The 25,971-nt window shown below is 68.4% G+C and carries 23 protein-coding genes; 10 read left to right on the top strand and 13 right to left on the bottom strand.

Features of this window, described 5'->3' with window-relative positions:
• Positions 1-178: 178 nt before the first annotated feature.
• Positions 179-442 (bottom strand): hypothetical protein, encoded by a 264-nt coding sequence (locus ACE3QW_RS17135; RefSeq protein WP_374252752.1) that lies wholly within the window; start codon positions 440-442, stop codon positions 179-181.
• A gap of 298 nt (positions 443-740) precedes the next feature.
• On the opposite strand from ACE3QW_RS17135, the gene ACE3QW_RS17130 reads away from it, so the two are divergent.
• The 4 genes from ACE3QW_RS17130 (at position 741) to ACE3QW_RS17115 (ending at position 4,389) form a co-directional block, all read left to right on the top strand.
• Complete coding sequence (locus ACE3QW_RS17130; RefSeq protein ID WP_374252750.1) at positions 741-1,535, top strand: thymidylate synthase; 795 nt, start codon at positions 741-743, stop codon at positions 1,533-1,535.
• A 29-nt stretch (positions 1,536-1,564) separates the two neighbouring features.
• Positions 1,565-2,164, top strand: coding sequence for an alpha/beta fold hydrolase (locus ACE3QW_RS17125; protein WP_374252748.1), 600 nt, complete (start codon positions 1,565-1,567; stop codon positions 2,162-2,164).
• Positions 2,165-2,347: 183 nt separating this feature from the next.
• A complete protein-coding gene (locus ACE3QW_RS17120) occupies positions 2,348-3,373 on the top strand; it encodes a tellurite resistance TerB family protein (RefSeq protein ID WP_374252746.1) in 1,026 nt (341 codons plus the stop codon).
• A 122-nt stretch (positions 3,374-3,495) separates the two neighbouring features.
• The gene (locus tag ACE3QW_RS17115; RefSeq protein ID WP_374252744.1) at positions 3,496-4,389 is read left to right on the top strand and encodes a sulfite oxidase heme-binding subunit YedZ; all 894 of its coding nucleotides are present in this window, start codon (positions 3,496-3,498) and stop codon (positions 4,387-4,389) included.
• A 246-nt stretch (positions 4,390-4,635) separates the two neighbouring features.
• Here ACE3QW_RS17115 and ACE3QW_RS17110 read toward each other — a convergent pair whose 3' ends face one another.
• The 3 genes from ACE3QW_RS17110 to ACE3QW_RS17100 form a co-directional block, all read right to left on the bottom strand.
• Positions 4,636-5,142, bottom strand: a complete 507-nt coding sequence (locus ACE3QW_RS17110) for an acetone carboxylase subunit gamma (RefSeq protein ID WP_024279572.1) — start codon at positions 5,140-5,142, stop codon at positions 4,636-4,638.
• A gap of 223 nt (positions 5,143-5,365) precedes the next feature.
• The gene (locus ACE3QW_RS17105) at positions 5,366-7,696 is read right to left on the bottom strand and encodes a hydantoinase B/oxoprolinase family protein (RefSeq protein WP_250166605.1); all 2,331 of its coding nucleotides are present in this window, start codon (positions 7,694-7,696) and stop codon (positions 5,366-5,368) included.
• Positions 7,697-7,775: 79 nt separating this feature from the next.
• Positions 7,776-9,929 (bottom strand): hydantoinase/oxoprolinase family protein, encoded by a 2,154-nt coding sequence (locus ACE3QW_RS17100; RefSeq protein WP_374252742.1) that lies wholly within the window; start codon positions 9,927-9,929, stop codon positions 7,776-7,778.
• 317 nt (positions 9,930-10,246) lie between these two features.
• Between ACE3QW_RS17100 and ACE3QW_RS17095 the strand changes: the two genes are divergently transcribed.
• Positions 10,247-12,253 carry a sigma-54-dependent Fis family transcriptional regulator gene (locus ACE3QW_RS17095; RefSeq protein WP_374252740.1) on the top strand — a complete coding sequence of 669 codons (2,007 nt, stop codon included), beginning with the start codon at positions 10,247-10,249 and terminating at the stop codon, positions 12,251-12,253.
• Positions 12,254-12,339: 86 nt separating this feature from the next.
• On the opposite strand, the gene ACE3QW_RS17090 is transcribed toward ACE3QW_RS17095, so the two are convergent.
• Positions 12,340-13,281 (bottom strand): ornithine cyclodeaminase family protein, encoded by a 942-nt coding sequence (locus ACE3QW_RS17090; RefSeq protein ID WP_374252739.1) that lies wholly within the window; start codon positions 13,279-13,281, stop codon positions 12,340-12,342.
• A gap of 138 nt (positions 13,282-13,419) precedes the next feature.
• Here ACE3QW_RS17090 and ACE3QW_RS17085 point away from each other — a divergent pair, with 138 nt between their 5' ends.
• The 3 genes from ACE3QW_RS17085 to ligD all read left to right on the top strand — a co-directional run bounded on the left by ACE3QW_RS17085 (position 13,420) and on the right by ligD (position 17,400).
• Positions 13,420-13,704, top strand: coding sequence for a hypothetical protein (locus ACE3QW_RS17085; protein ID WP_029558011.1), 285 nt, complete (start codon positions 13,420-13,422; stop codon positions 13,702-13,704).
• 222 nt (positions 13,705-13,926) lie between these two features.
• On the top strand, positions 13,927-14,808 hold the full coding sequence (locus ACE3QW_RS17080; RefSeq protein ID WP_374252738.1) for a Ku protein: 882 nt from the start codon (positions 13,927-13,929) through the stop codon (positions 14,806-14,808).
• 3 nt (positions 14,809-14,811) lie between these two features.
• Positions 14,812-17,400: a DNA ligase D gene (gene ligD / locus ACE3QW_RS17075; RefSeq protein ID WP_374252736.1), complete on the top strand. Its 2,589-nt coding sequence runs from the start codon at positions 14,812-14,814 to the stop codon at positions 17,398-17,400.
• A gap of 12 nt (positions 17,401-17,412) precedes the next feature.
• On the opposite strand, the gene ACE3QW_RS17070 is transcribed toward ligD, so the two are convergent.
• From ACE3QW_RS17070 to ACE3QW_RS17060, 3 genes are read right to left on the bottom strand one after another with little or no spacing between them, the layout of a single operon-like run.
• Positions 17,413-18,213 (bottom strand): Ku protein, encoded by an 801-nt coding sequence (locus ACE3QW_RS17070; protein ID WP_374252734.1) that lies wholly within the window; start codon positions 18,211-18,213, stop codon positions 17,413-17,415.
• 14 nt (positions 18,214-18,227) lie between these two features.
• Positions 18,228-18,416, bottom strand: a complete 189-nt coding sequence (locus ACE3QW_RS17065; protein ID WP_374252732.1) for a DUF3008 family protein — start codon at positions 18,414-18,416, stop codon at positions 18,228-18,230.
• 12 nt (positions 18,417-18,428) lie between these two features.
• Positions 18,429-18,635, bottom strand: coding sequence for a DUF2934 domain-containing protein (locus ACE3QW_RS17060; RefSeq protein WP_374252730.1), 207 nt, complete (start codon positions 18,633-18,635; stop codon positions 18,429-18,431).
• Positions 18,636-18,774: 139 nt separating this feature from the next.
• Here ACE3QW_RS17060 and ACE3QW_RS17055 point away from each other — a divergent pair, with 139 nt between their 5' ends.
• Positions 18,775-20,307, top strand: coding sequence for an aldehyde dehydrogenase family protein (locus ACE3QW_RS17055; protein WP_374252729.1), 1,533 nt, complete (start codon positions 18,775-18,777; stop codon positions 20,305-20,307).
• 65 nt (positions 20,308-20,372) lie between these two features.
• Complete coding sequence (gene eda / locus ACE3QW_RS17050; protein ID WP_374252727.1) at positions 20,373-21,020, top strand: bifunctional 4-hydroxy-2-oxoglutarate aldolase/2-dehydro-3-deoxy-phosphogluconate aldolase; 648 nt, start codon at positions 20,373-20,375, stop codon at positions 21,018-21,020.
• 79 nt (positions 21,021-21,099) lie between these two features.
• Here eda and accC read toward each other — a convergent pair whose 3' ends face one another.
• The 5 genes from accC to ACE3QW_RS17025 form a co-directional block, all read right to left on the bottom strand.
• A complete protein-coding gene (gene accC / locus ACE3QW_RS17045; RefSeq protein ID WP_029558006.1) occupies positions 21,100-22,458 on the bottom strand; it encodes an acetyl-CoA carboxylase biotin carboxylase subunit in 1,359 nt (452 codons plus the stop codon).
• A 70-nt stretch (positions 22,459-22,528) separates the two neighbouring features.
• A complete protein-coding gene (accB, locus tag ACE3QW_RS17040) occupies positions 22,529-23,008 on the bottom strand; it encodes an acetyl-CoA carboxylase biotin carboxyl carrier protein (RefSeq protein ID WP_374252725.1) in 480 nt (159 codons plus the stop codon).
• A 51-nt stretch (positions 23,009-23,059) separates the two neighbouring features.
• Positions 23,060-23,500: a type II 3-dehydroquinate dehydratase gene (gene aroQ, locus ACE3QW_RS17035; RefSeq protein ID WP_024279588.1), complete on the bottom strand. Its 441-nt coding sequence runs from the start codon at positions 23,498-23,500 to the stop codon at positions 23,060-23,062.
• 143 nt (positions 23,501-23,643) lie between these two features.
• The gene (locus ACE3QW_RS17030) at positions 23,644-24,444 is read right to left on the bottom strand and encodes a DsbA family protein (protein WP_374252723.1); all 801 of its coding nucleotides are present in this window, start codon (positions 24,442-24,444) and stop codon (positions 23,644-23,646) included.
• Between the two features lie 35 nt (positions 24,445-24,479).
• The gene (locus ACE3QW_RS17025; RefSeq protein ID WP_374252721.1) at positions 24,480-25,868 is read right to left on the bottom strand and encodes a M48 family metalloprotease; all 1,389 of its coding nucleotides are present in this window, start codon (positions 25,866-25,868) and stop codon (positions 24,480-24,482) included.
• Positions 25,869-25,971 lie beyond the last annotated feature (103 nt).

Here is a 25,971-nt window from a genome sequence, read left to right as displayed (position 1 = left end):
AGCGATCAGCGGAATGCGAGCCGGGGTCCAGCGCAAGAAACCGCCGCAGGCGCTTCAATTCAACGGCTCAGGAGAATCGCCGGCTGCGCCGGACTCTCCCCTGGTCCCCGGCTCAGCGCTCCGTCTGCGCCGTCGCTTGGCCGGGGAGCGAGGCAGCCATGGACCGCCTCGCCACGTTTCACGCCGCGAGGTGAGCGTGGTGCAGGCGCACCCGGTCGTGGTTGCGCGACTGGGCGCGGTCTTCCTTGTTCGGGCGCTGCTGGGCCTTGACCTGGCGCAGCACCTCGTCGAGCCGGGTGAGGGCATCGCTGGCGGCGTGCTCCTCGCGGCTCGATCCCGCCTCCCAGGCGGCCTCGTTGCGGAAGTCCTCGGCCTGCGCTTCCTGCGCCAGATAGGCGCGAACCTCGAGCAGCGCTGCCGTGAGGTTGGTTTGGGAGCTCATGTGTCTTGCCCTTGATCGTCACGAGTCTTGGTGCGTGCTCTTGCTGGTCTAATACGGCCGGGTCGTGGCGAAAAAGGGGGTCTCCAAGGGTCATACGCTGCGGAAATCCCTCACTTTTTCGCCATCTGCCCCCGCCGTGCCACACCTGTCCCAGCGTCAGCCTTGCCATAAGAAGCCGGCAACCATGTTCCCGCCGGCATGTGGATGGCGGCCGGCGGGTGCTGGCCGCATCCGGACGGGCGGGCTAAAGTCGGACGGCGAAAGCCTTATGGCGCTTGATCTTGGCCGGACATACCTAATGGAAGCTTACCACCAGCTCCTGCGCCGCATTCTCGATGAGGGCGTGCGCAAGGACGACCGGACCGGCACCGGCACCCTCTCGGTGTTCGGGCACCAGATGCGATTCGATCTGGCGCGCGGCTTCCCCCTCGTGACCACCAAGAAGCTGCACCTGAAATCCATCATCCACGAGCTATTGTGGTTTCTCGCCGGCGACACCAACATCCGCTACCTCAAGGAAAACGGCGTCTCCATCTGGGACGAGTGGGCCGACGCCAAGGGCGATCTCGGCCCGGTCTACGGCCACCAGTGGCGCTCCTGGCCGACGCCGGAGGGCGGCGTGATCGACCAGATCGCGCAGGTGGTCTCCGACATCCGCCGCAACCCTGATTCGCGCCGCCTCATCGTCACCGCCTGGAACCCGGCGGACGTGGCGAAGATGGCCCTGCCCCCCTGCCACTGCCTGTTCCAGTTCTACGTGCTGGAGGGCAAGCTCTCCTGCCAGCTCTACCAGCGCTCGGCGGACGTGTTCCTCGGCGTGCCGTTCAATATCGCCTCCTATGCGCTGCTCACCCACATGGTGGCGCAGGTGACGGGGCTGGGCGTCGGCGATTTCGTCCATACGCTGGGCGATGCGCACCTCTATGTGAACCATCTCGATCAGGCGCGCGAGCAGCTCTCCCGCACCCCGCGCGCCCTGCCCTCCCTGCGGCTGAACCCGGCGGTGAGCGACCTCTTCGCCTTCCGCTACGAGGACATCGAGATCGTGAACTACGATCCCCACCCGGCCATCAAGGCCCCGGTGGCGGTCTAGCCGCCCGCAGCCATCCGGCCCGCCAAGCCATGATCGAGACGCTGTTCCTGCCCGGCGCAACGGGAGACGCCGCGTTCTGGAAGCCCGTCGCGGACCGGGCCGCATGGGAGGGCACGTTCTTCTCCTGGCCCGGACTGGGCAGCCAGCCCGCCAGCGCGGACGTGAACAGCATCGATGATCTCGTCGGCCTGGTCGCGGACCGGATGCGCCAGCCGGTGGCCATCGTCGCCCAGTCCATGGGCGGCTACATCGCGCTGAAGCTGGCGCTCGCCTTCCCCCACCTCGTCCGGACGCTTGTTCTGTGCGTGACCTCCGGCGGGGTTCCGGTGGCTGATCTGGGCAGAGAAGACTGGCGCCCGGACTATTTCGGCGCCTTCCCGCACGCGGCGCGGTGGATCGCCGATCCCGTCGATGATCTCTCCGACCGGTTGCCTTCGGTCCGCGCGCCGACGCTGCTGCTGTGGGGCGACGCCGATCCCATCAGCCCGGTGGCTGTCGGGGAAAGGCTGGCGCGCCTGCTGCCAAACTCGCGCCTGTGCATCCTGCCGGGGGCGGGACATGATCTGGCGCAGACCCACGCGGCGGCGGTAGCGGACAAGATCCGGCGTCATCTGATCGCGACTTCGTAAGCCGATTGAGCCGGGGCGGAGTATCTTCGGGCTTGTCCGGGTGCGGACTTCGTCCTTAGCTCACGCGCGGGCTCGGGCGGCCCCATAAGCAAGATCATGCCCGCATTTGGACTCAACAGGGCTGTAGCAGCCCGATCGCAGCCGGGCCTTGCCCCGCGCAGCGGCACCTTGAGGGAGGAAGCCATGGCCGGAACGGGTGATCTTCTGGGACAGCTCATCGGCGCGGCGCTCGGCTCGGGCAGCGTGCGGGGCGGCGGCGCGCAGCAGACCGGCGGCGGCCTGCCGGGCGGGCTGGGTGACATCCTCGGCCAGGTGCTCGGTGGCGGCGGTCAGCGCGGCGGAGCGGGCGGAGCGCCGTCGGGACTGCCCGGCGGCCTCGGCGACATCCTGGGCCAGGTGCTCGGCGGAGGACGCGGAGCGCCGCAGGGTGGTCCGTCCGGCGGCGCGGCGGGCGGTTCCTCCGGCGGGCTGGAGGACATTCTCGGCCAGATTCTCGGTGGTGGCGCGGGCGGGCCGTCCGGCGGCTCCACGCAGGGGGGCGGCATGTCGGGCGGCGCGGGCGGAGGTCTCGGCGATCTCGCCTCGGAAGCCCTCGGCCGCGGCGGCTCGTCCACGGCCGGCGGCTATCCCCAGCCGGAGCCCCCGGTCTCCGACTATCGCCAGCCGCAGCCCTCGCCCCAGCCCGGCCATCAACCCTCCTCATCGGGCGGCAGCGACCTGATGCGATATGGCGGCCTCGCCATCATGGGGATGCTGGCCTGGAAGGCGTACCGCAAGTGGCAGGCGGGGGCCGGCGGACGCGCGGCCTTCACCTCCGGCACGCCGGAAGCCGCCTTCTCCCCCGCCGCCGCGCCGGGTGGCCCGGAAGCCTTCTCCGGCGTGCTGCTCTCGGCCATGGCCGCCGCCGCGCAGGCCGATGGGGAGATCGATGAGGAGGAGGTCTCCCGCATCGGCGGCGGGCTGGAGCGCATGGGCGCCGGCTCTCCCCAGCGGGATGCCCTCATCGCCATCCTCACCACGCCGGTGGACCCCAACGAGGTGGTCGCCGCCGCGACGACGCCGGAGGCGGCGCTGCAAATCTACGCGGCCTCGGCCCTCGCCATCCGCCCGGACAACGACGCCGAGCACGCCTATCTGGACTGGCTCGCCGGCGCGCTGGGCATCGAGCCCGGCCTCAAGGCGCAGATCGAAGGCGAGCTGAACGCCTGAGATACGCTCACGTCCAACTTCACGCCATCGTGCAGGCGGCGGCCGTAACGCTGCCGCAGGGGCCGGCGTAAGGGGAAGCAGGCGCCGGGCGGGCGCCTGCGCAGCTTTGCCGAAAGGTCCCGATGCCCCTGTTTCACGAGCGGTCCGGCCGTTTCAGCCCCGAGAAGACCCTGTTCCTCGTTTCCAGCATCCTGCCGGCGGTGTGGCTCGTGGGCCTTGCCGCCAACGGCCAGCTCGGCGCGCGGCCGTGGACGGAGGCGATCCATTTCACCGGCCTGTGGGCCATCCGCTTCCTCGCGGTGACGCTGGCGGTGACGCCGCTGCGGCGGCTGTTCAACATGCCGAAGCTGCACTTCGGCCGGCGCATCTTCGGCCTCGCGGCGCTCAGCTATGCGGCGCTCCACCTCACGCTCTACATCATCGACCAGGGCTTCGGCCGGGCGCTGAGCGAGATCGTGCTGCGCATCTACCTCACCATCGGCGCGGTGGCGGTGGGGCTGCTCGTGGCGCTGGGCGCCACCTCCACCGATGGCGCCATCAAGCGGCTCGGCGCGACGCGGTGGAACCGGCTGCACATGGCCGTCTACGCCATCGCGGTGCTGGGCACGGTGCATTTCTTCATGCAGTCGAAGCTGGATGTCACCGAGCCGGTGCTGATGGCCGGCATTTTCCTGCTGCTCTTCGCTTTCCGCGTCGCCGGGCGCAGCGGGAAGGCCGTCTCGCCCCTCGCCATGGCGGGCTTGTCCGTGGCCGGGGCCGCGCTCACGGCGGGCGTGGAAATGCTCTGGTATGCGCTGGCGACGCGGGTGGACCCGTTTCTGGTGCTGGATGCCAATTTCACCCTCGACCTCGGCCCCCGCCCGGCCGTGTGGGTGCTGGTGATCGGCCTCTGCGTGGCGGCGCTGGCCGCCATCAACCCGCCCGCCCCCCGGGCCGCCGGCCGCCGCGCGGCGATGGCCGGCAAGACGACGACTGGAAATACGATGACCGGCAATACGGAAGGCGCCGGCGCCTGAAACGGCGAAAGGAAGGGGTGCCCTGAGCCCCCTTCCTCCCGCGTGACGCCGGGCTGAACCCGTCTCGCACCCCGGACGCATGCAACGAAGTGGAATGCGAGCCGGGGTCCAGCGCAACAGACCGCCGAAGGCGCTTCCTGCCCCGCCGCTCTCAGGCTTGGCCCCGCTGCGCGGGTGTTTCCCCTGGGCCCCGGATCGGCGCTCCGGCTTCGCCGTCGCTGGTCCGGGGAGCAGAGGAGACGGCCCTCACGCCGCGGCGCGTTCCGGCACCGGCAGGCCGAGCCATTCGGTGTAGAAGGCGTCGATGTCGGGCTGGAAGTCGTGGATCACCGGATACCAGGGGGTCGGCGCCTCCACGTCATGGAGCGTGCCGCACTCGGGGCAGAAATATTCCCGGATCACCTGCCACGAGGGCGTCGGGGCCATGAGGCGGGGATAGATCTCCTCCATCTTCTGCGGCGTGTCGCGGACGTGGACGCGGGCATGCAGCTTCCAATTGTCCTTCCAGTCGCAGAAATCGTGGCCGCACTCGCAGCGCACGGTCCACTTCTTGGAGACCTTCTGCTGCACGATGTAGAGCTTCGGGCCGAGCGGCAGGATGATCTTCTCATCCCACGGAACGCGCTCCTGCAGGATCTCCACATAGGTCACGAACCGCTCGGGGTCCTTCGGCGTGGACAGCATCTGGTGCAGCGTATCGGGATCGATCTTGCCTTCCACGAGATCGACGATCTTGGCGCGGGTATAGGACATGGTTTCCTCCTGAATATTTCTGGGTTTCCTCGCCTCTCCGCGCGGAGAGGGCTCTCTGGATTTCGTCATGCCCGGGCTTGTCCCGGGCATCCACGTCGTGCCGCCTGATCACCCTTGCGAAGCGTTGCACCCGGCCCGCCGACGTGGATGGCCGGGGCAAGCCCGGCCATGACGGCCGTAAGAAAAAACGGGCGGCGGCGCGGACCGCCGCCCAGTGGAGGGATCACTCCTCCACGAACTGCACGGTGCGCACGTCCGGCAGCTCGGAGATGTCCATGGAGTAGCGCGAGCCGTAGGTGGGGATGCCGATGTCTTCCTCGTTCAGCACCCAGCTCTCCGGCAGGTCCCAGAAGGCCCGGAACTCGCGCTCGAACTTCGGACCCAGCTTGAAGGAGGCGGCGAACATCTGCTGCACCTGGGTGCCCGCATCCTTGGCGAGGATCTTCTCGCGCTCGCCCTTCATCCACTCGCGGGTGGGGACGGACTTGGCGATGCGCGCCTTGCGGATGTCCGCACGGGCGGCCTTGGTCGCCGCCTCGTCCACCACCACGAGGCCGCCGGCCCCCTTCTTCACCACCACGCCGTAGACATCGCCGGCGAGGCGCTCCAGCACGTAGCCGCCGTTGATGTCGTCGGCCACCGCCTGGGGCTCGCGGTCGAGCGGATCACCGAAGCCGGGGCCGCCGCGCATGTAGTTGAGGTAGAGGTCGTAGTCGGAGAACATCTCCTCGGTGGTGATGGCCTGCTTGTCGCGCTTGATCTGCGCCTTGGGCAGCATCGCGTCCCAGGTGGGGTTCTCCGGGTCGGTGTCGCCGCCGAGCGGGATGTCGGCGCCGGAGGCGATCAGCTCCTTCAGCCCGGTCTGGTGGGCGGCGAAGCGATAGCCGGAGGCGGCGGGATAGCCGCCCATCAGGCCCCAGTCGGACGAGATGTGGCCATTGCCCATGAAGAACATGGTCCAGTCCTTGGCGTTCCAGACCATGCGCAGGCTCTCGAAGCCGCAGCCGCCGCGATACTTGCCGGAGCCGCCCGAGGAGGCCTTGATCTGCCGGCCGAGGTAGATCAGCGGCTCGGCCAGTTCCCAGATCTCCATGTCGCCCATGTCGCCTTCCGGGTTCCAGATGGCGGCGGCATGGGAGAGGCCGTCCTGCACCGCGGTCGCCCCGGTGCCGTTGGCGGCGCACTCGAACGAGTTCACGGCGTGGATCTCGTCATACTGGTTGAAGCCGCCGCCCTGCAGCCAGTTGGAGGTGTTGGCGTTGCCCGCGTTCACCTCCTCCAGATAGCCGCGGCCGAAATAGGAGCGCGACAGGCCGCGCCACAGGGCCGTCCAGGCCGACACCAGGAAGTGCCAGGAATAGGAGAAGGCGACGCGGCGGTCGTCCGGGTTCATCCAGGTGCCCTTGGGCAGGCGGAACTCGGTGCCGTAGGCGGCGCCGTCGTTGATCATCTCCGAGGGGATGAGCGTCTGGGTCATCATCACCCAGATGCCCGAGGTGAAGCTCACCTGATGGGCATTGTAGGTGTGCCAGCCCCAGCGGCTCGACCCCTCGAAGTCGAGGCGCCAGGAGCCGTCCTTGCGGATGGTCATCTCGCAGGGGGCGTGCATGATGGTGTCGAGCTTGGCGAAGTCGGAGGGCACCCGCACGTCCTCATGGGCGTAGGGCACGTCCACGAAGCCCACCTGCCGGTAGGTGCCGGGGATGGTCATGGCCTTGATGCGCGCCTGAAGGCCGAGGCGGCCGTGCTCCACCGCCTCGTAGGCGAACTTCCAGTAGGCCTCGATGCCCTCTTCCGCGACCACCTCTTCCACCAGCTTGCGGATCATGTGGCAGCCGGCGATGCGGGTGCGCTCGTCCAGCATCCAGTAGCGGGTAGTGCGCACCATGCGCTGGCTCTCGTGCAGCCAGTCGCGGAACAGTTCGTCGTTGGCGCCCACCTTGCGGCAGGTGATCTGGTAGCCGTCGCCGAAGCGCTGCACCTGCCCGGTGGCCATGGAGCCCGGCCCCACCGCGCCGGTGTCGATGACGTGGGTGACGCCGCCCACCCAGCCGATCAGCTCGCCCTCCCAGAAGATGGGAACGATGGTGTGGATGTCGCAGGGGTGGACGTTACCGATGAGGCAGTCGTTGTTGCAGAAGATGTCCTTGTCCTGGACGCCGGGATTGGCCTCCCACTCGTTCTCGATCATGTATTTGATGGCAGCACCCATGGTTCCCACATGGATGATGATGCCGGTGGAGGTGAGAAGGCTGTCGCCCGCCGCATTGTAGAGGGTGAAGCACAGCTCGCCCTCCTGCTCGACGATGGGAGAGGCCGCGATCTTCTTCGCGGTCTCGCGCGCGTCCACCACGCCGGCGCGCAGGCGGGAGAACAGCTTGTTGTAGAGGATGGGCTCGCTCTCGCGCAGCTCCAGCTTCTTGAGGCCGGCATAGTGGCCGGTGGCCTTGGTGGCCGTCATCAGCCGGTCGCGATGTTCTTTAAGCGTCTCGCCGCCACGGACGATGCCGCGGGTGGCGCCCTGAAGGCTGGTCTGGTTGACGTTGACGTTCATGGGTTCGTTTCCTCTTGAGATTGTTTGGGTTTGCTCCCCTCTCCCGGTGCGGGAGAGGGGGCATGACGGAGCCCTGCCCTCACACCTCCTTCAGGTGGAAGAGGCGATGCCCGTCGAGCCAGGTCTCGAAACCGTCGGGCACCACGAACGTGGTGGCGTCGGATTCGATGATGGCGGGGCCCATGACGCGGTTGCCGGGGCGCAGGGATTCCATCTTGTAGAGCTGCGCATCCACCCACTTCTTCTTGCGATAGAACTTGCGGGTGCCGATCTTTGCTTCCTCCGGCGGGGTCTCGCCCTCTTCCGGCTCCTTGGGAATGCGGGGCTTCGGGATCGGCACCATGCCGCGCATGATGGCGCCGGTGACCGAGTAGCCCAGTTCCGGCGAGCGGGCGGACGCCGCATAGACGCGCCCGTAAGTGGCGTTGAAGGCGTCGGTGAGCTGGTCCCAGTCGGCCGCCGTGCCGGCGGTGGCGATGGGGCTCTCAATCTCCAGGTCGTTGAGCTGCCCGCGATACTGCATGCGGTAGCCGGGCTGGAGCGTCACCTGGTCGGCCGAATAGCCGTTCAGCTTGAACTCCTCCAGCACGTTGCGGGTCAGCTCCTCCCACGCCGCCTGAAGGGTTTCAGCCGCCTTCACCTTGTCCGCCTCGGGGGCGTCCGGCGGCATGTTGATGTCGAGGGACTTGTCGTAGCGATATTCGAAGTCCGCCGCCGCGCAGCCGAAGGCGGAGAAGCCGGCCGCCCAGGCGGGCACGATCACGTCCTCGAAGCCGAGGCCTTCCGTATAGCCATAGGTGTGGACCGGCCCGGCGCCGCCATAGGAGAAGCAGACGAAGCTCTGGGGCGAATAACCCTTGCCCGAGATCATGGAGCGCAGGTAATCGCGCAGGTCAGAGTCCAGCAGCTCGATGATGCCGGCGGCCGCATCTTCCACCGAGAGGCCGAGCTTGTCGGCGATCTGCACCTTGATGGCATCCACCGAGCGCTGCCGGTCGAGCTTCACGGCGCCGCCGAGGAAGTTGTCGGGGTTGAGATAGCCGAGCACCATGTGGCAGTCGGAGATGGTGACGGTCTCGATGCCGCTCTCCTTCCAGCACACGCCCACCCGGTAGCCGGCCGAATCCGGGCCGAGCTTGATGGCGCGGGTGTAGGGATCGAGCCGAATGAAGGAGCCGGCGCCGGCGCCCACCGAGTCCATCGCCACCAGCGGCAGCGAGAGCACGAGCCGGGCCATGTCCGGGTCGTTCTTGATGGTCATCTCGCCCTGGGTGATGAGCGCCACGTCGAACGAGGTGCCGCCGATGTCCGAGCAGGCGATGTTCTTGTAGCCCAGCACTTCGCCGAGATATTTCGCGCCGATCACGCCGCCGATGGGGCCGGAGACGATGGTGCGGGCCAGCTCCTTCGCCTTCCAGGAGATGGTGCCGCCATGGGTCGCCATCACGCGGAAGTCGAACTTGGTGCCGCGCTCCTTGAAGGCGTTGGAGATCTTGGAGAGCGTCTGGCGCGAGGGCTCGGCGGCGTAGCCTTCGAGGATGGTGGTGTTGGTGCGGTGGGTTTCCTTGCGCACCGGATAGTAATCAGCCGAGGCGAAGACCGGGATCTTCTTGCCGCTCTTCTCCACTTCCTCGATCACGATGTCGCGCACGCGGCGCTCGTTCACCGGGTTCTTGTAGGAGTGCATCAGGGAGATGACGATGCCTTCCACGTCCTCCGCGATCAGCTCGCGCGCCGCCTCGCGGGCGCTCGCCTCGCGCAGGGGGATCACCTCACTGCCCATCATGTCGGTGCGCTCGATGACGCCGCGGGTGAGCTGGCGGGGCACGAGCGGCGGGTCGTAGCGGTGGGTGTTGAGGTGGATGCGGTCTTCATAGGCATAGCCGAGGTGGCTCTGCACCGCGCGGCCCATGCGGTGGAAATCCTCCATGCCGCGATTGACGATGAGGCCGCATTTGAGCCCCTTGCGCTGGACCACGCGATTGAGCATCGCGGTGCCGGAATAGACGCCGGTCTGAAGCTGGGCGAGCGCGTCGTGGAGCGACATGCCCCAGTTGGCGAGCCCGTCTTCAGAAGAGGCGATGAGGCCGAGGGCCTCGTTCTGCGGCGTGGACTGGGCCTTGCCGACGACGAAGTCGCCGTCCTGGTCCACGAAGAAGGTGTCCGTCATGGTGCCGCCGGCATCGATGCCGAGCACCTGGACGCTGCGCAGGTTTCCCACGGGAACGTTCACGCTGGTTTCCTCCCTGTCGTGCCGGCGTTGGCTTTTGGGTGCCGGCTCGCAGCATGAGGGGCAGGATGCGTGCCAGCCGCGCTCGACTGTATAAATGCGAGGATTCTCCTGATCTTTGTGCAATGCGTCATGTAATCTGGAAGTCTTCGACTGTCCGATTTCCGGACACTTGTTGTCCGCCGCCGGATCGTTTCAGACGACGACTGCCGCGGGGCGGCCGGCCGGACTTGCGAGCGGCATGAAAGTGCGCGTATTCTCCCGCCAAAGCCGCCGCCGCCGGCCTCGATGCCGGCGGTCAGAACGCGGCATTTCAGGGAGTGAACCCGCCTGCGGGCACCTCGGCCACCGGCCAAGGCGGCCTGCCGGCCAATGGCTCAGGCGGCGCGACCACGGGAACGCCGCGCCGCCCGGCCCGGAGGGCAGAGCTGGTGCCACATCGCGAGATCGCGCGTGCCTGGGAACAGTTTCACCAGGACGGCGCCGCCTCCGCCGTCATCCGCCCGGCGGTGATGGCGTCGTGGCAGCGCTCCCGCCTTCATCTGATCGCCGCCGACCGCGCGGCCGCCCCCGTGGTCAGCGAGGCGGAGCTGTTCCGCCGCCGCCACCAGAACAACCGCCTCGTCACCGCCGCGCGCCTCGCCATGGAAGAGGCGCGCCACCTGCTCTCCGACGCCCATTCCATGCTCATCCTCTCCGACCCCGACGGCACGATCCTGGAGGCGGAGGGGGATGCCCGGGCCCTCGACACCGGGCAGGAGGTGAAGCTCCAGCAGGGCGGCCTGTGGTGCGAGGCCGAGATCGGCACCAACGCCATCGGCACCGCGCTTGCCTGCGGGCGGCCGGTGCAGATCCACGCCGCCGAGCATTTCTGCGCCCCGGTGCAGCGCTGGACCTGCGCGGCGGCCCCGGTGCGCCATCCCTTCGACCGGGAGATCATCGGCGCGGTGGACATTTCCGGCTCCACCGACACCTTCAACCCGCAGAACCTCGCCCATGCGGTGGCCCTCGCCCACCAGATCGAGGCGGTGCTGGGCCGGCGCATGGAGATGGAGCACGAGCAGGTGCTGCGCCATTTCCTCTCCAAGCGCTCGCTCTGGCTCACCGAGGAAATCCTCGCCTTCGGCCGCTCCGGCGCGCTCATCTATTCCACCGACCGCGCCCTGAAGGAGGCGGCACGCCGTTCGGACCGCCTCATCGCCGACGGCCGCCTCGCCGCCCTGAAGGACGTGACGCCCGACGCCTGGGCCGCCCGCATCGCCCAGCTCCTGCCCGGCGCCAGCGTGGAGATCGTGCGCGAGGATGGCGAGGAGATCGGCGGCGTGGTGGTGCTCCACGCCGCACGCCGGCCCAAGCCTTCACCGCGTGATCCGCAACGGGAGCTGGAGCCGCTGTCGTTCGACGCCATCATCGGCGAAAGCGCGATCATCGAGGAGGTGAAGGCCAAGGCCCGCCGCATGGCGGAGAGCGGCCTGCCCATCCTGCTGGAAGGGGAGACCGGCGTCGGCAAGGAGGTGTTCGCCCGCGCCATCCACGGCGTGCGCGCACCCGTGGGCCCCTTCGTGCCGCTCAATTGCGGCGGCCTGCCGCGCGATCTCATCGCCAGCGAGCTGTTCGGCTACGAGAAGGGCGCCTTCACCGGCGCCGACGCCGCCGGCAAGCAGGGCAAGGTGGAGGCGGCGGACGGCGGCCTCCTCTGCCTCGACGAGATCGGCGAGATGCCGCTGGAGCTGCAATCCTACCTGCTGCGCGTGCTGGAGGACGGCGTGGTCTATCGCGTCGGCGGCCACACCGGGCGACGGGTGGATCTGCGCCTCGTCTCCATGACCAACCGCGACCTCACCGGCGAGGTGGCGGCGGGGCGGTTCCGCAAGGACCTGTTCTATCGCATCGCCGCCCTGCGCCTGCGCATCCCGCCGCTGCGCGAGCGGGGCGACGACGTGCTGCTGCTGCTCGATCACATCGGCCGCAGCGCCGCCGCCCGCGCCGGCCTTCCCGCCCCGCGCTTCACGGAGGCCGCCCGCACGGCGCTCGCCGCCTATGCCTGGCCGGGCAATGTGCGCGAGCTGCGCAACGTGGTGGAAATGCTCATCGCCATGGGCAGCGCCGACACGCCCATCGATGTCGCCGATCTGCCGCCGGAAATCGCCACCGCCGCTGCGGTCGCGCCCCCCGCGACGGACCTTCGCACCGTGGAAGAAGCCGCCATCCGCGCCGCCGTGGACGCCTGCGGCGGCAACCTCACCCGCGCCGCCCGCCGCCTCGGCATCGCCCGCTCGACGCTCTACATGCGCCTCGCCGCGCTGGAGGCGAAGGGGGAGGGATAGGGGGCCCGACAACCCGATTCACCAACGTCCGCCATGCCCCGGACAAGCCGGGGCATGGCGGCGGATCAGGAAGTTGGGGCCAGCCCCTACCCCCGCCGTCCCGCCACCAGCTCGGCCGCCACCAGATCCTCGATGGCCGCGCCCACGGACTTGAACAGGGTGATGGCGTTAGGGTCCGTGCGCCCCTCCTTCGTGCCGCCGCACAGCTCGTAGAGGTCGGCCTTCACCTGATCGGTGGACCACACCCCCGCCGCCACCGGCAGCAGCAGGTCGCCGGCCTCGCCGAGGGCGCCGGCATAGGTGTCCACATAGACATCGCTGGCGCGAATGAGGGCGTCGTCGCTCTCGCGCATGGTGGGGGTGAAGGCGCCCACGAGGTCCACATGGGTGCCGGGCTTCACGTCCTGCCCCAGCACCAGCGGATCGTCGGAGGTGGTGGCGCTGGTGACGATATCGGCGGCGGCGACGGCGGCGGATAGGTCGCTCACCGGCTCCGCCGGCAGGCCCAGCGCCGCGAGATCGGCGGCCATGGCGGCGGCGCGGGCGGGCGCGCGGCCCCACACCAGAACGCGGCGGATGGGCCGCACGGCGCAATGGCCCTGCGCCAGCTGGAAGGCGAGATTGCCGGTGCCCACCACGGTGAGCGTCTCGCTGTCCATGCGCGAGAGGAAGGTGGAGGCCAGCGCCGAGGTCGCCGCCGTGCGCCGGTTGGTGAGCGCATCGGCCTCGATGATGGCGGTGGGGATGCCGGTGGAACCATCGAACAAGGCATAGACACCGTGCACCGCGCCCAGCCCGCGCGCGCCGTTGGTGGGGAACACGTTCACCAGCTTGACGCCGAACACCGCGCCCGGCCGCCACGCCGGCATGGTGAGCAGCCGGCCGGGCGTCTCGTCATTGCCCACATGGTGGACGCCGCGCACCGGCGATTCCACCTCGGCCGCCGCAAAGGCCGCCCGCAGCGCCGGCACCAGACGCTCATAGGTCAGCGCCGCCTCGACCTCGCTTGCATCGTAGAACGCGACCATCCCGCATCTCCTTCCGGAAACCTCTTCTACAGCATGGGCCGCGAAGCGCCGCAACGGCGCAAAAACGATGGGCTCCGCCGCAACGGCGCGGAACCAAAGGGCCGCACGGCCACTTGGTTCTGCAAAGGAGACTTGACCATGCACCACGATGGCGCGAGCCGCGGACCCGTCCGCCATTTTTTCCATGAGGCCGGCAGCTTCTTCCACGCGCCGCCCGGCTCCGAGCCCATCCTCGAATGGCGCGCGCAGGCGCCGGGCACCGAGGTGCTGGTCTGCGACGGCATGCCCGTCGCCCGCCTCGACTGCCATGACCGCCGCTGGACGTGGCGCGTGCTGGACGACGCCTCCGCCCCCATCCGCGCGGGGTCCGAGGCCGAGGCGCGGCTGCTGGCGCGCTTCTACGCGCGGCGGCTGCATGGGTGAGGCTTCCCTCCCTTTGCACCGGCGTCATCCCCCGGCTCGTCCGGGGGATCCACGGAACGGCCGGGTCGGATGCTTCGTCCGAAGCACCCCTCCTGCGGCGGAGTGGATGGCCCGGACGGGCCGGGCCATGACGTCTCCTGAAAGAACCGATTTCCCTTGCCCGCGCCCCCGCGCGGGTGTGCTCTGAGCGGCGTTGAGAGAAAGCCTGCAACGAGGGGCGAGATGGCGCCACGGGCGAGCTGGAAAGGGTTTCTCACAGTCGGCGCGCTGAGCTGCGCCGTTGGCCTCTATGCGGCCGCCTCCACCTCCGAGCGCATCAGCCTGCACATGGTGAGCCGCAAGAGCGGCCATCGCCTACGCCGGCAATATGTTGACGAGGAGACCGGCCAGCCGGTCGAGACCGACGATCAGGTGCGCGGCTACGAGGTCTCCAAGGGCGAGTACGTGACCATCGCGCCGGAAGAGGCGGCGGCCGTGCTGCCGGACAACGACAAGACCATCTCCATCGATGCCTTCCTGCCGTGCGACGGCATCGACACGGTGTATCTGGACCGCCCCTATTTCCTCGCGCCAGTGGACGAGACCGCCGCCCAGGTGTTCGACCTTTTGAAGCGCGGAATGGCGGCGCAGAAGGTGGCGGCGCTGGGCGAGGCCCTGCTGTTCCGCCGCGTGCGCAAGCTGCTCATCCGCCCCGCCGGCGAAGGCGGCGCGCTCCTCGCCTCCACCCTGTCCTTCGACTACGAGGTGCGCTCGGCGCAGGAGGCTTTCGCCGATGTGCCTGACGTGAAGATCACCGCCGAGATGCGGGAGCTGGCCACCCACATCATCAAGACCAAGGCCGGCACCTTCGATCCCGACGCCTATCAGGACCGCTACGAGACCGCTCTCGCCGAGCTGGTGCGCGCCAAGATGGAAGGCAAGCCCTTGCCGAAGGCGGCGCCGCGCAAGGAAGAGAAGGTGGTGGACCTGCTCGCCGCCCTGCGCGCGAGCGCGAAAGCGACGGGTGGGAGCGAGAAGAGGGCGCCCGCCAAAGGTAAGGCCACGAAGACGGTCACGGCCGAGAAACCCGCGCCGGCCCGAAAATCCACCCGCAAGGCGAGCTGAGCCGTGGCCGACCTTGACCGCTACCGCGCCAAGCGCGACTTCGCCGCCACCCCCGAGCCCTCCGGCACCGGTCGCCGGAAAGCGAAGGGCGAGGTCGCGCGGCCGGAAGGCGCCTTCGTCATCCAGAAACATGCGGCGCGGCGGCTGCACTATGATTTCCGGCTGGAGATGGACGGGGTGCTGAAGAGCTGGGCCGTCACCCGCGGCCCCAGCCTCGTGCCCGGCGAGAAGCGCCTCGCCGTGCATGTGGAGGACCATCCCCTCGACTATGGCGGCTTCGAGGGCACCATCCCCAAGGGCCAGTATGGCGGCGGCAACGTCATCATCTGGGATCGCGGCACCTGGACTCCCATCGGCGACCCGCACAAGGCCTATGCCAAGGGCCACATGGAATTCACCCTCGACGGCGAAAAGCTCCACGGCCGCTGGCATCTGGTGCGCATGGCGCCCCGCAAGGGGGAGACGAAGGAGAACTGGCTGCTCATCAAGGCGGAGGATGCATTCGCCCGGCCGGACGGCGCGCCGGACATATTGGAGGAAGAGCCGCTGTCGGTCGTCTCCGGTCGCAACGTGGACGCCCTTTCGGCCGATGACCCGCCGCCCAAAAAGCGCGCCTCGAAGTCGGGGACGAGTTCGAAGAAGGCCGCGCGAAAAACCCCCGCGGCGAAGTCCCCCGCCCCGCCCGCCGACGATCCCCCGCCCGATGGTGCGAAGGGCACCAGCGGCACCCCCCTGCCCTTGCCCAAGGGGGCGAAGGCCGCCCCCCTTCCCACCTTCGTGCCCCCCGCCCTCGCCACTCTCGTGACGAAGGCGCCGGCCGGCACACGCTACCTCCACGAGATCAAGTTCGACGGCTATCGCATCCAAGCGCGGGTCGAAAACGGCAAGGTGCGGCTGCTGACGCGCACCGGACTCGACTGGACTGACAGATTCGGCACCGGCATCCCTGCCGAACTCCACCGATTCCCCATCCGAACCGCGCTTTTCGACGGTGAAATCGTCGTGGAATCCGGCAATGGCGCGAGCGATTTCTCCGCCCTTCAGGCCGACCTTTCGGAGGGGCGGAGCGACCGCTTCGTCTATTACGTCTTCGATCTACTCCACCTCGACGGCCACGACCTGACACCCCTTCCCCTCAAGGATCGCAAGGACTTGCTGGAAAAGCTGGTGGGACAGAATGGGGACAAGGTGCGCTACAGCGCGCATTTCGAAGACGACGGCGCCCTCGTCCTCTCCCACGCCTGCCGCCTGAGCCTGGAAGGGGTGGTCTCCAAGCTCAAAAACGCCCCCTACCACAGCGGCCGGACGCGCGACTGGATCAAGTCCAAGTGTCTGGAACGACAGGAATTTGTGGTGGGTGGCTTCGTCCCCTCCACCACCTCGCGCACCGCCATCGGCTCGCTGGTGCTCGGGGTGTTCGAGGACGGCAAGCTGCGCTACGTGGGGCGGGTCGGAACCGGCTTCACCCAGCGGGTCGCGGCTGATCTCCACAAGCTCTTAGCCTCTGAAAAGACTGATGTTTCCCCCTTCTCCGGCAAGCTCACCGCCGACGAGGCGCGGGGCATCACCTTCGTCGAACCGCTCCATGTGGCGGAGGTGGAGTTCGGCGCCTGGACCGGCGACGGCCACCTGCGCCACGCCGCCTTCCGCGGCCTCCGGGAGGACAAGCCGGCGAGCGAGATCGTGCGGGAAAGCCCTTCTAAAACAACGACTTCAGATCCACCCCCGCTGAAGCGCCGGGTGCGCCTTACCCATCCGGACCGGGTCTACTGGCCGGATGTCGGCCTCACCAAGGAGGGGCTGGCGGACTACTACGCGCAGGTCTGGCGCCATATGGCCCCCTTCGTCACCGGCCGCCCGCTCGCGCTGGTGCGTTGCCCGGAAGGCATTGACGGTCAACGCTTTTTCCAGAAGCACCCGTGGAAGGGACTGGACAAGAACATCCTTCAGGTCGCCGATCCCAAGGCGAAGGACGAAGCCCCCTACCTCGCCATCCGCGACCTCGACGGCCTGACCGCCCTGGTCCAGGGTGCGGCCCTGGAGATCCACCCTTTCGGCGCCACGCTGGCGGACTGGGAGCGGCCCGACCTCCTCACCATGGATCTTGATCCGGGGGACGACGTGCCGTGGCGGGACGTGATCGCAGCCGCTGGTGAAGTAAAGCAAAGACTTGAGAAAAAAGGTCTTTCCGCCTTCGTGAAAACCTCCGGCGGCAAGGGCCTGCACGTCTGCGCACCGCTCTCGCCCAAGGCGGACTGGCCCAGGTTGAAGGCCTTCACGAAGCAGATGGCGGAGGAGATGGCAGCGGACAGCCCGGAGCGTTTCGTCGCCACCATCACCAAGGCGAAGCGCAAGGGCCGGATTCTTATCGATTATTTGCGCAACCAGCGCGGTGCGACGGCGGTGGCGCCTTATTCTACAAGGGCTCGGCCGGGGGCGCCGGTGTCCATGCCGCTGGCGTGGGACGAACTGGGCGAGGCCATCGGCCCGCAGCACTTCAACGTGGGCAATGCCTTGGCAAGGCTTATGAATCTCGGCCACGACCCGTGGGGAGACTTCCGCGCCGCAGCGGTGCCGCTGCCGGGCGCGTGAGGGGGGCGCGCCCTATTTGCGCTTGCCCCTCTCCGCCGAAAGGCTCCGGCGCAGCGCATCCATGATGCTGACTACATTGCCCCCCGTTGGCTCCTCCGCCGCGGCCTTGGCCGCCTTCTTCGCCGGGCGCGTCTTGCGCTTGGAGGCGATGAGATCGATGAGCCCTTCCTGCACGGGATCGTGCACCATCTCGGGCTCAAATGCTTGCGTACGCTCGGAAATCAGCTTCTTGACCAAACCCAGCGCCGCCTTGTCCGGCGCCTCCTCGGCCTCCGGTGAACCATCGAAATGGCGCACCTCGTCGCCGTAGCGCAGGGTCCACAGAATAAGCCCGCGCCCCCGCGGCTCCAGCATCACGCCCCGCTCGCGGCGATACATGACAAGGCGCGAGAGCGCGGCCGTCTTCGTCTCTTCCATGGCGGAGCGGATCACCGCGAAGGCTTCCGTGCCCACCTCGTCGTCGGGCACGAGATAGTGCGGCTTGTCCAGATACACCCAACCGATGCTGTCCCGCGGCACGAAGCTCTCGATATCGATGGTGCGGGTGGTCTCCAGCGCGACATCGTCGAGTTCTTCATCCTCGACAAGGACATAGCTGTCGTCGCCGGTCTGGTAGCCGCGCGCCTCGTCGTCTTCGGAAACCGGCTTGCCGGAGACCTCGTCCACATAGCGGGAGACGATGCGGTTGCCCGTCTCCCGGTTCAGGGTGTGGAAGCGCACTTTCTCGCGCTCGGAGGTGGCCGGAGTCATGGCCACCCGGCATGTGACGAGGGAGAGCTTCAGATAGCCCTTCCAGAAGGCCCGCGGCGCCATGGCCGGCTCATCGCTCAATCATGGGAGACATGAGCGGGCTTGCCCTTCTGCTTGGTCGCGGCGAGGTCATGAAGCTCCCTCTCGCTCATGGAGTCCACCATCTCGCGGGAGGCGCCCTTGAGCGAGGATTTCTTGCGCTCGCCCCGCTTGGCGGAGAGGGCGGCGCCCGCCGCCATCTGCTGGGCCTTTGATTTTGCTGGCATAAAAAGCCTCCGTCAGTAGGAGCGCCGGCCTTTCAGAATTTCCAGCTCCGCCCGCTCCCAGTATTCCCGGTCGCGGCCTTGGGGGCAGCCGTCCTCCCGCCAGAGCGCATGGGCGCGCCAGCGGATGCGGTCGCGTTCGGTGTCGGAGAGGCCCTGCAGGGCGGTGGCCGCATGAGCGGGATCGGTGCCGATGGATTCGGGGTTGGTGGCGTGGGGCATTTTGGTTCCTCCGCGCAAGTTGAAGGGCGCGCCTCGACGCGCGCCTCGCCCCCTCGGCTAGAACCCCCGGCCGCGCCCAATGGTTCCCGCCGGCCGAGAGGACGGCTAGAACAAGGCAAATCAGAACGAGGAGACGACCATGGCGCGCTTTCCCGGCACCGGCGAGATCGAAGCGGATGCAGATGCCCTGCTGGCGCGCCTCGGCATCCCGGATGACCGCCTCAAGGGCGGACGCGAGGCGGTGACGCCGTTGACCGGAGAAGCCATCGCCCGCATCACGGAGATGGACGCCCCAGCGGTTCAGGACGCCATCGGCCGCGCCCATGAAGCCTTCCTCCAATGGCGCATGGTGCCGGCGCCGCGGCGCGGCGAACTCGTGCGCCTGTTCGGCGAGGAGCTGCGCGCCGCCAAGGCCGACCTTGCGGCGCTGGTGACGCTGGAGGCAGGCAAGATCACTTCCGAGGGCCTCGGCGAGGTGCAGGAGATGATCGACATCTGCGATTTCGCCGTCGGCCTCTCCCGCCAGCTCCACGGCCTCACCATCGCCACCGAGCGGCCGGACCACAGGATGATGGAGACGTGGCACCCCATGGGGGTGGTCGGCGTCATCTCCGCCTTCAACTTTCCTGTTGCGGTGTGGGCGTGGAATGCCGCGCTGGCCCTCGTGTGCGGCAATTCCGTCGTGTGGAAGCCGTCTGAGAAGACGCCGCTCACCGCCCTCGCCGTGGACGCCATCTTCGCCCGTGCCGCCGCCCGCTTCGGCGGCGTGCCGGAAGGACTTTCGACGCTGGTGCTAGGCGGCCGCGCCGCCGGCGAAGCACTGGTGGACGATGCGCGGGTGCCGGTCATCTCCGCCACCGGCTCCACCGCCATGGGCCGCCATGTGGGGCCACGGGTGGCGCAGCGCTTCGGCCGGTCGATCCTGGAGCTGGGCGGCAACAATGCCGCCATCGTCTGCCCCTCGGCCGACCTCGATCTGACACTGCGCGCCGTCGCGTTCGCAGCCATGGGCACGGCCGGCCAGCGCTGCACCACCCTGCGCCGGCTGATGGTGCACGATAGCGTCTACGACGCGCTGCTGCCCCGCCTGAAGTCGGCCTATGCCTCCGTGAGCGTCGGCGATCCGCGCGAGGAGGGCACGCTGGTGGGTCCGCTCATCGATGCCGGCGCGTTCGAGGCCATGCAGGTGGCGCTGGAGGCGGCGCGCGCCGCTGGCGGCACCGTGATTGGCGGCGAGCGGCTCGGGGCCGAGTTCGCCCTCGATGCCTACTATGTCCGTCCGGCGCTGGTGGAGATGCCCGCCCAGACGGACAGTGTGGCGGCGGAGACCTTCGCGCCCATCCTCTACGTGCTGCGCTATTCGGACCTCGCCGACGCCATCCGCCTCAACAACGAGGTGCCGCAGGGCCTTGCCTCCGCCATCTTCACCACCGACCTGCGGGAGGCGGAGCGGTTCCTCTCTGCGGCAGGCTCCGATTGCGGCATCGCCAATGTGAACATCGGCCCCTCCGGCGCCGAGATCGGTGGCGCGTTCGGCGGCGAGAAGGAGACCGGCGGCGGGCGCGAGGCGGGCTCCGACAGCTGGAAGGCCTACATGCGCCGCGCCACCAACACCATCAATTACGGCGACCGCCTGCCGCTCGCCCAAGGCGTGACCTTCGACGTGGGATGACCGGAGCGATTGGGGCTCGACACGACGGCAGGACTGCGCTTCAAACGATTTAACGGAGATACCTCATGAGCCTTCCGAGCCCCCTTCCCTTCGTCGCCAAGGCCCCGGTGGTGCCGGTCGTGGTCATCGAACGCCTGGAAGACGCCGTTCCCCTCGCCCGTGCGCTGGTGGAAGGCGGCCTGCCGCTGATCGAAGTGACGCTGCGCACGCCGGTGGCGATGGAAGCCCTGCGTCTGATCGCGGCCGAGGTGGAGGGCGCCATTGCCGGCGCCGGAACCGTCACCAATCGCGCGCAGATCGAGGCGACAATCAAGGCCGGCGCCACCTTCCTCGTCAGCCCCGGCACGACGCCGGAACTTGCCGCCGCCTTCACCGAGGCGCCAATCCCGGTCATGGCCGGCTGCGCCACGGCCTCCGAGGCCATGCGGCTGGCGGAATTGGGCTTCGAGGTGCTGAAGTTCTTCCCGGCGGAGGCATCGGGCGGCGCGGCCTTCCTCAAGTCCATCGCCGGCCCCCTGCCCCACCTGCGCTTCTGCCCGACCGGTGGTATCGGCCCGGCGAACGCGGGCGACTATCTGGCCCTGCCCAACGTGGTGGCGGTGGGCGGCTCCTGGGTGGTGCCGACCGACGCCATCCGCGCCGGCAACTTCGACAAGGTGAGGGAACTCGCGAGGGCGGCTTCCCAGCTCAAGCGGGCGGCCAAGTTCGCCTGACCCGGACGCGCCTGTCTAAAAGCAAAAGCCCGGCGCTTAGCCGGGCTTTTTCGTCTGCTGAGGCTCTGTTCGCCTTGCCTCAGACGATGTTCTTGCCTTCGCCCTCGGCGAGGAAGTGCTCCAGCCAGTGGATGTCGTACTGGCCCTCGGCGACGTCGCGGGTGCGCACCAGCGTGCGGAACAGCGGCAGCGTCGTGTCGATGCCGTCCACCACGAACTCGTCCAGCGCACGGCGCAGGCGGCGCAGGCACTCGTCCCGCGTCTTGCCGTGAACGATGAGCTTGCCCACGAGGCTGTCGTAGGTGGGGGGAATGACATAGCCCTGATAGGCGTTGGAATCGACGCGGATGCCGAGGCCGCCGGGCACGTGATAGTGCGTGATCTTGCCGGGCGACGGGCGGAAGGTGGTCGGGTGTTCCGCGTTCACGCGGCACTCGATGGCATGGCCCTCGATCACCACATCCTTCTGCGTCAGGGTCAGCGGCTCGCCCGCGGCGACGCGGATCTGCTCGTTGATGAGATCGATGCCCGTGACCATCTCCGTCACCGGATGCTCCACCTGGATGCGGGTGTTCATCTCGATGAAGTAGAAGTTCCCGTTCTCGTACAGGAACTCGATGGTGCCGACGCCGATATAGCCGAGCTTGCGCATGGCCGCGGCGCAGGTCTCGCCGATCTCGGCCCGCTGGGCGGCGGTGATGACCGGGGACGGCGCTTCTTCCCACACCTTCTGATGGCGGCGCTGGAGCGAGCAGTCGCGCTCGCCGAGATGGATGGCGTGGCCCTTGCCGTCGCCCAGCACCTGCACCTCGATGTGACGCGGGGTGGAGAGGTACTTTTCCAGGTAGACGGCATCGTCGCCGAAGGCCGCCTTGGCCTCCGTGCGGGCCGTGGAGAGGGCCTGCGACAGGTCGTCGGCGGTCATCGCCACCTTCATGCCGCGCCCGCCGCCGCCGGCAGCCGCCTTCACCAGAACCGGGAAGCCGATCTCGGCCGCGACGCGGTGGGCTTCCTCGTCCGAATGGATGCCGCCATCGGAGCCGGGCACCACGGGGATGCCGAGGGCCTGCGCCGTCTTCTTGGCCTCGATCTTGTCGCCCATGATGCGGATGTGCTCCGCCTTGGGGCCGATGAAGTGGATGTTGTGATCGGCAAGGATCTCGGCGAAGCGGGCGTTCTCGGCGAGGAAGCCGTAGCCCGGATGCACCGCATCCGCCCCGGTGATCTCGCAGGCAGCGAGCAGCGAGGGGATGTTGAGATAGCTCTCGCGGGCCGGCGGCGGGCCGATGCACACGCTCTCATCCGCGAGGCGCACATGCATGGCGTCGGCGTCGGCGGTGGAGTGCACCGCCACCGTCGCGATGCCCAGCTCCTTGCAGGCGCGCAGGATGCGCAGCGCGATCTCGCCGCGGTTGGCGATGAGGATTTTTCTGAACATCAGCGGTGCGTACCTTTTGGGTGCCTGCCTCGTGGGTGCCTGCCGGTGTGTGCGTGCCTCGCGGGCGCGCTCATTCGATGATGAGCAGGGGCTCGCCGTATTCCACCGGCTGCGCGTTGCCCACGAGGATGCGCGTGACGGTCCCGGACCGCGGCGCGGGAATGGCGTTCATGGTCTTCATCGCCTCGACGATGAGCACGGTCTGCCCCTCGCGCACGCTGGTGCCCACCTCGATGAAGGGGGGGGCACCGGGCTCGGCGGCGAGATAGGCGGTGCCCACCATGGGGGAGGCAACGACGCCCGGATGCTTGGAGAGGTCCGCCGGGGCCTCGGCCGCAACAACCGGGGCAACCGCCGCGACGGGCGCGCCAGCCGGATAGGGCGCCGCGTAGGGGGCACCCTGGGCGATGGTAACCGAGGCGGGCGCGCGCACCACGCGGATGCGCAGGCCCTCGTGCTCCACCTCGATCTCGGTCAGGTCGCTGCCCGAGAGGAGATCGGCGATCTCCTTGACGATGGCGGTGTCGATGGGAGGGTTGGAGGGCTTCATGATGTTCCTGGCTCTGGCTGGCCGTCGGGCCGCGCGAGGGCGTTGGGGGATCTAAGGGGTCTGCGGCAGGCCGGCGATGGCGCGCAGGCCCAGCACATAGCTCTGGGGTCCGAAGCCGCAGATCACTCCGCGGACGACGGGCGACAGGTAGGAATGGTGGCGGAAGTCTTCCCGCGCGAACACGTTGGACAGATGGACCTCAATGGTCGGCACCCCCACCGCGGACACCGCGTCGCGCAGCGCGACGGAGGTGTGGGTGTAGGCAGCGGCATTGAGGACGATCCCCCGCGCTCCACGGGCCGCCTGGATGAAATCCACCAGCGCGCCTTCCGAATTGGTCTGGCGGAAGACGATGTCGAAGCCCAGCGCCTCGCCCTCGGCCCGGCACAGCGCCTCGACATCGGCAAGCGTCGCCGCGCCATAGATGCCGGGCTCGCGGGTTCCGAGCAGGTTGAGGTTGGGCCCGTTCAGGACGTGGACAGTGTCTGTCATCCGTGCGTGATCTGCCACCGGCCTCCTGTCGGCCGGGTCGCAGCCTTATAGGGGTGCGCGCGCCCGATGGAAAGAGCGCCCGCGGGACGGTCTGCCATGTGAAGGCTAGACCAAGTCCGCGGGCATCGGGCGGGTTGCCCCTCTTATTTCGCCGCCGGCTGCTTGCTGCGGGCGGTGGCGATGGCGGCCTTCAGCTTGTCGAAGCCGACGGCACCGATCACCACCTGATCGCCGACCACATAGGACGGCGTGCCGTTCAGCGACAGCGCCTCGGCGATCTTCATGCTCTCGTCGAGGGTCGCGTTCAGCTCGGGCGAGGTGGACTGCTTCTGGATCAGCGCGGGGTCGATGCCGACCTCCTTGGCCGCCGCCAGCGCCTTGGCGCGATCGGCCTGACCACGGCCGCCGAGCAGGGCCTGATGGAAGGCCATGTACTTCTCGGGGGCAACCATGCGCACGGCCACGGCCACCTGCGCCGCCTCCACCGAGCCCTGGCCGAGGACCGGGAATTCCTTCAGCACCACGCGAAGCTTCGGATCCTGCTTGATGAGGTCCTGAAGGTCCGACAGCGCCTTTTTGCAATAGCCGCAATTGTAGTCGAAGAACTCAACCAGCGTGACGTCACCCTGCGGGTTGCCGGCGACGATGCCGCGCGGGCTGGACAGGAGGAGCGGCTTCAGTTCGGCGACCGCCTTGCTGCGCTGGGTCGCATCGGCCACCATCTGCCGGCTTTCCAGCACGGAGATGGCCTCCTGGAGGACTTCCGGATTCTGGATCAGATACTCGCGGATGATGCCGCCGAGTTCCTTCTTCTCCTCGTCCGTGAAGGCCGCGGCCGGGCTGGCGGCGAGGAAGAAGGCCGGCACGGCAGCCAACGCCAGCGCAGAGAGGCGGGCGGCGAGGTGCCGGAAACCGGTGCGGGCCAGGCCCGTGGGGGAGAACATGCGGGGCTCCTTGGGTGAAAAGCTGTCTTTGGGCATCAGCGCTGGTTTGCGGCAGATGCGGGCGGTTTGAAATTCACGAGATCGTCGGCCTTGAGCCAGCCGGGCGACCCCTGCGGAAACTTCGTCCGGGCGCGGGCCGCGAGTTCCCGGCCGAGCTTGAAGTCACCGGACGCGAAATAGGACTGCGCCGAGGCCAGGTCTGCATTGGCAATGTCGCCGGTGCGACCGTAGGCGAGCGCGAGGGACCGCCAAGCCGAGGGCGAATTGGGATCGCGCTGCGTCGCCTGGATCAGCTCCCGGATCGCCTCCTGGGTGTTCGCCTGATTGCCCGACTGCACGAGCGCCTGCCCCAGCATCGCCCGGATGAGCGGTGCGCCGTTGGTCATCTGCACGGCCTTGCGCAGCGGACCGACCGCATCGCCCGCCCGTCCCGCCTCCAGCAGCGCCTGGCCTTTCAGCTCCTGAAAATAGGGATTCGATGGTTCCTTGGCGATCAGCGCATCGATCTGACGGATGGACGAATCGACGTTACCAAAACGGTAGGCCGAGATGGCGCGCGCATACTGCGCTGCCATGGAGGTATCTGACGGCGGGTAGCGCCGCACCACGGCCTCAGGCCGCTCCATGAAGCCGATGAGCTTCGCCCGCATCATGTCGTGGCGCGCCTGCAGGGCCGGCGGGTCCTTGACGTTGTAGTAGGGGCTGGACTTGGCGAGCTGTTCCAGCGCGCCGATACGCTCGCGGGCCATCGGGTGGCTCAGGACGTAGGGATCGATCCGCTGGCTGATGAAGAGCTGGTCGTTCTGAAAGCGCTCGAACGTTTCCAGCATGCCCTTGGACGACTGACCGGTGGCGTTGAGATACTTCACCGCCGACCGATCGGCAGCCGCCTCCTCGCCGCGCTGGTAGGAGAGCAGCGAGCGGCGGATCATCTCCTGCGGTGCTGATATCGCGGCCGCGCCCACATTGCCCACGTCCCGGCCGTTCATGCCGCTCGCCGCGCCGGCCGCGACACCGCCCGCGGCCAGAAGCATGGCGACGATGGCCATGGTCTGGGCGCCCGCCAGCTGCTCGCGCATGCGGGCGAGGTGGCCGCCGGCGATATGGCCGGTCTCGTGGGCGAGCACGCCGATGATCTGGTTCGGCGTCACCGAATCTACGAGGGCGCCCGTGTTCACGAAAATGCGCCGGCCATCCGCCACGAAGGCATTGAAGGCGCGGCTGGAGATGAGCACCACCTCCACATTCTGCTGAGCGAGGCCTGCGGCCTTCAGGATCGGACGGGTGTAGTCCTTCAGCAGTGCCTCGATTTCGGTGTCCTGAATGGTCTGCGGCGCCGAGCGGGGCGCCTGCTCCTGCGCCTGGGCAGCGCCCATCCATGTCGCCTGGAACGGCAGAGCGGTCGCAGCGGCGAGGCAAAGCATGCGTCCGGCGGCACGAAGCCCGTGCCGGGCACGCTTTCCAGTTCCGATCCGCACATCCGCTCGGGTTCGATCCATTCCGTCAACCACCACGCAAGCCGCCATT

It is taken from the genome of Xanthobacter sp. (assembly GCF_041911315.1).
In the GTDB taxonomy this organism is placed as follows: Bacteria; Pseudomonadota; Alphaproteobacteria; order Rhizobiales; family Xanthobacteraceae; genus Xanthobacter; species Xanthobacter aminoxidans.
The sequence above is the reverse complement of the archived record's forward strand: the minus strand, read 5'-3'. Positions and strand labels throughout refer to the sequence as shown.

Bases quoted from the DNA above. Each gene is read 5' to 3' on its own strand.
- ACE3QW_RS17135 (WP_374252752.1), bottom strand. From the start codon at position 442: ATGAGCTCCCAAACCAACCTCACGGCAGCGCTGCTCGAGGTTCGCGCC.
- ACE3QW_RS17130 (WP_374252750.1), top strand. From the start codon at position 741: ATGGAAGCTTACCACCAGCTCCTGCGCCGCATTCTCGATGAGGGCGTG.
- ACE3QW_RS17125 (WP_374252748.1), top strand. From the start codon at position 1,565: ATGATCGAGACGCTGTTCCTGCCCGGCGCAACGGGAGACGCCGCGTTC.
- ACE3QW_RS17120 (WP_374252746.1), top strand. From the start codon at position 2,348: ATGGCCGGAACGGGTGATCTTCTGGGACAGCTCATCGGCGCGGCGCTC.
- ACE3QW_RS17115 (WP_374252744.1), top strand. From the start codon at position 3,496: ATGCCCCTGTTTCACGAGCGGTCCGGCCGTTTCAGCCCCGAGAAGACC.
- ACE3QW_RS17110 (WP_024279572.1), bottom strand. From the start codon at position 5,142: ATGTCCTATACCCGCGCCAAGATCGTCGATCTCGTGGAAGGCAAGATC.
- ACE3QW_RS17105 (WP_250166605.1), bottom strand. From the start codon at position 7,696: ATGAACGTCAACGTCAACCAGACCAGCCTTCAGGGCGCCACCCGCGGC.
- ACE3QW_RS17090 (WP_374252739.1), bottom strand. From the start codon at position 13,281: ATGGTCGCGTTCTACGATGCAAGCGAGGTCGAGGCGGCGCTGACCTAT.
- ACE3QW_RS17085 (WP_029558011.1), top strand. From the start codon at position 13,420: ATGCACCACGATGGCGCGAGCCGCGGACCCGTCCGCCATTTTTTCCAT.
- ACE3QW_RS17080 (WP_374252738.1), top strand. From the start codon at position 13,927: ATGGCGCCACGGGCGAGCTGGAAAGGGTTTCTCACAGTCGGCGCGCTG.
- ACE3QW_RS17070 (WP_374252734.1), bottom strand. From the start codon at position 18,213: ATGGCGCCGCGGGCCTTCTGGAAGGGCTATCTGAAGCTCTCCCTCGTC.
- ACE3QW_RS17065 (WP_374252732.1), bottom strand. From the start codon at position 18,416: ATGCCAGCAAAATCAAAGGCCCAGCAGATGGCGGCGGGCGCCGCCCTC.
- ACE3QW_RS17060 (WP_374252730.1), bottom strand. From the start codon at position 18,635: ATGCCCCACGCCACCAACCCCGAATCCATCGGCACCGATCCCGCTCAT.
- ACE3QW_RS17055 (WP_374252729.1), top strand. From the start codon at position 18,775: ATGGCGCGCTTTCCCGGCACCGGCGAGATCGAAGCGGATGCAGATGCC.
- eda (WP_374252727.1), top strand. From the start codon at position 20,373: ATGAGCCTTCCGAGCCCCCTTCCCTTCGTCGCCAAGGCCCCGGTGGTG.
- accC (WP_029558006.1), bottom strand. From the start codon at position 22,458: ATGTTCAGAAAAATCCTCATCGCCAACCGCGGCGAGATCGCGCTGCGC.
- accB (WP_374252725.1), bottom strand. From the start codon at position 23,008: ATGAAGCCCTCCAACCCTCCCATCGACACCGCCATCGTCAAGGAGATC.
- aroQ (WP_024279588.1), bottom strand. From the start codon at position 23,500: ATGACAGACACTGTCCACGTCCTGAACGGGCCCAACCTCAACCTGCTC.
- ACE3QW_RS17030 (WP_374252723.1), bottom strand. From the start codon at position 24,444: ATGTTCTCCCCCACGGGCCTGGCCCGCACCGGTTTCCGGCACCTCGCC.
- ACE3QW_RS17025 (WP_374252721.1), bottom strand. From the start codon at position 25,868: ATGCTTTGCCTCGCCGCTGCGACCGCTCTGCCGTTCCAGGCGACATGG.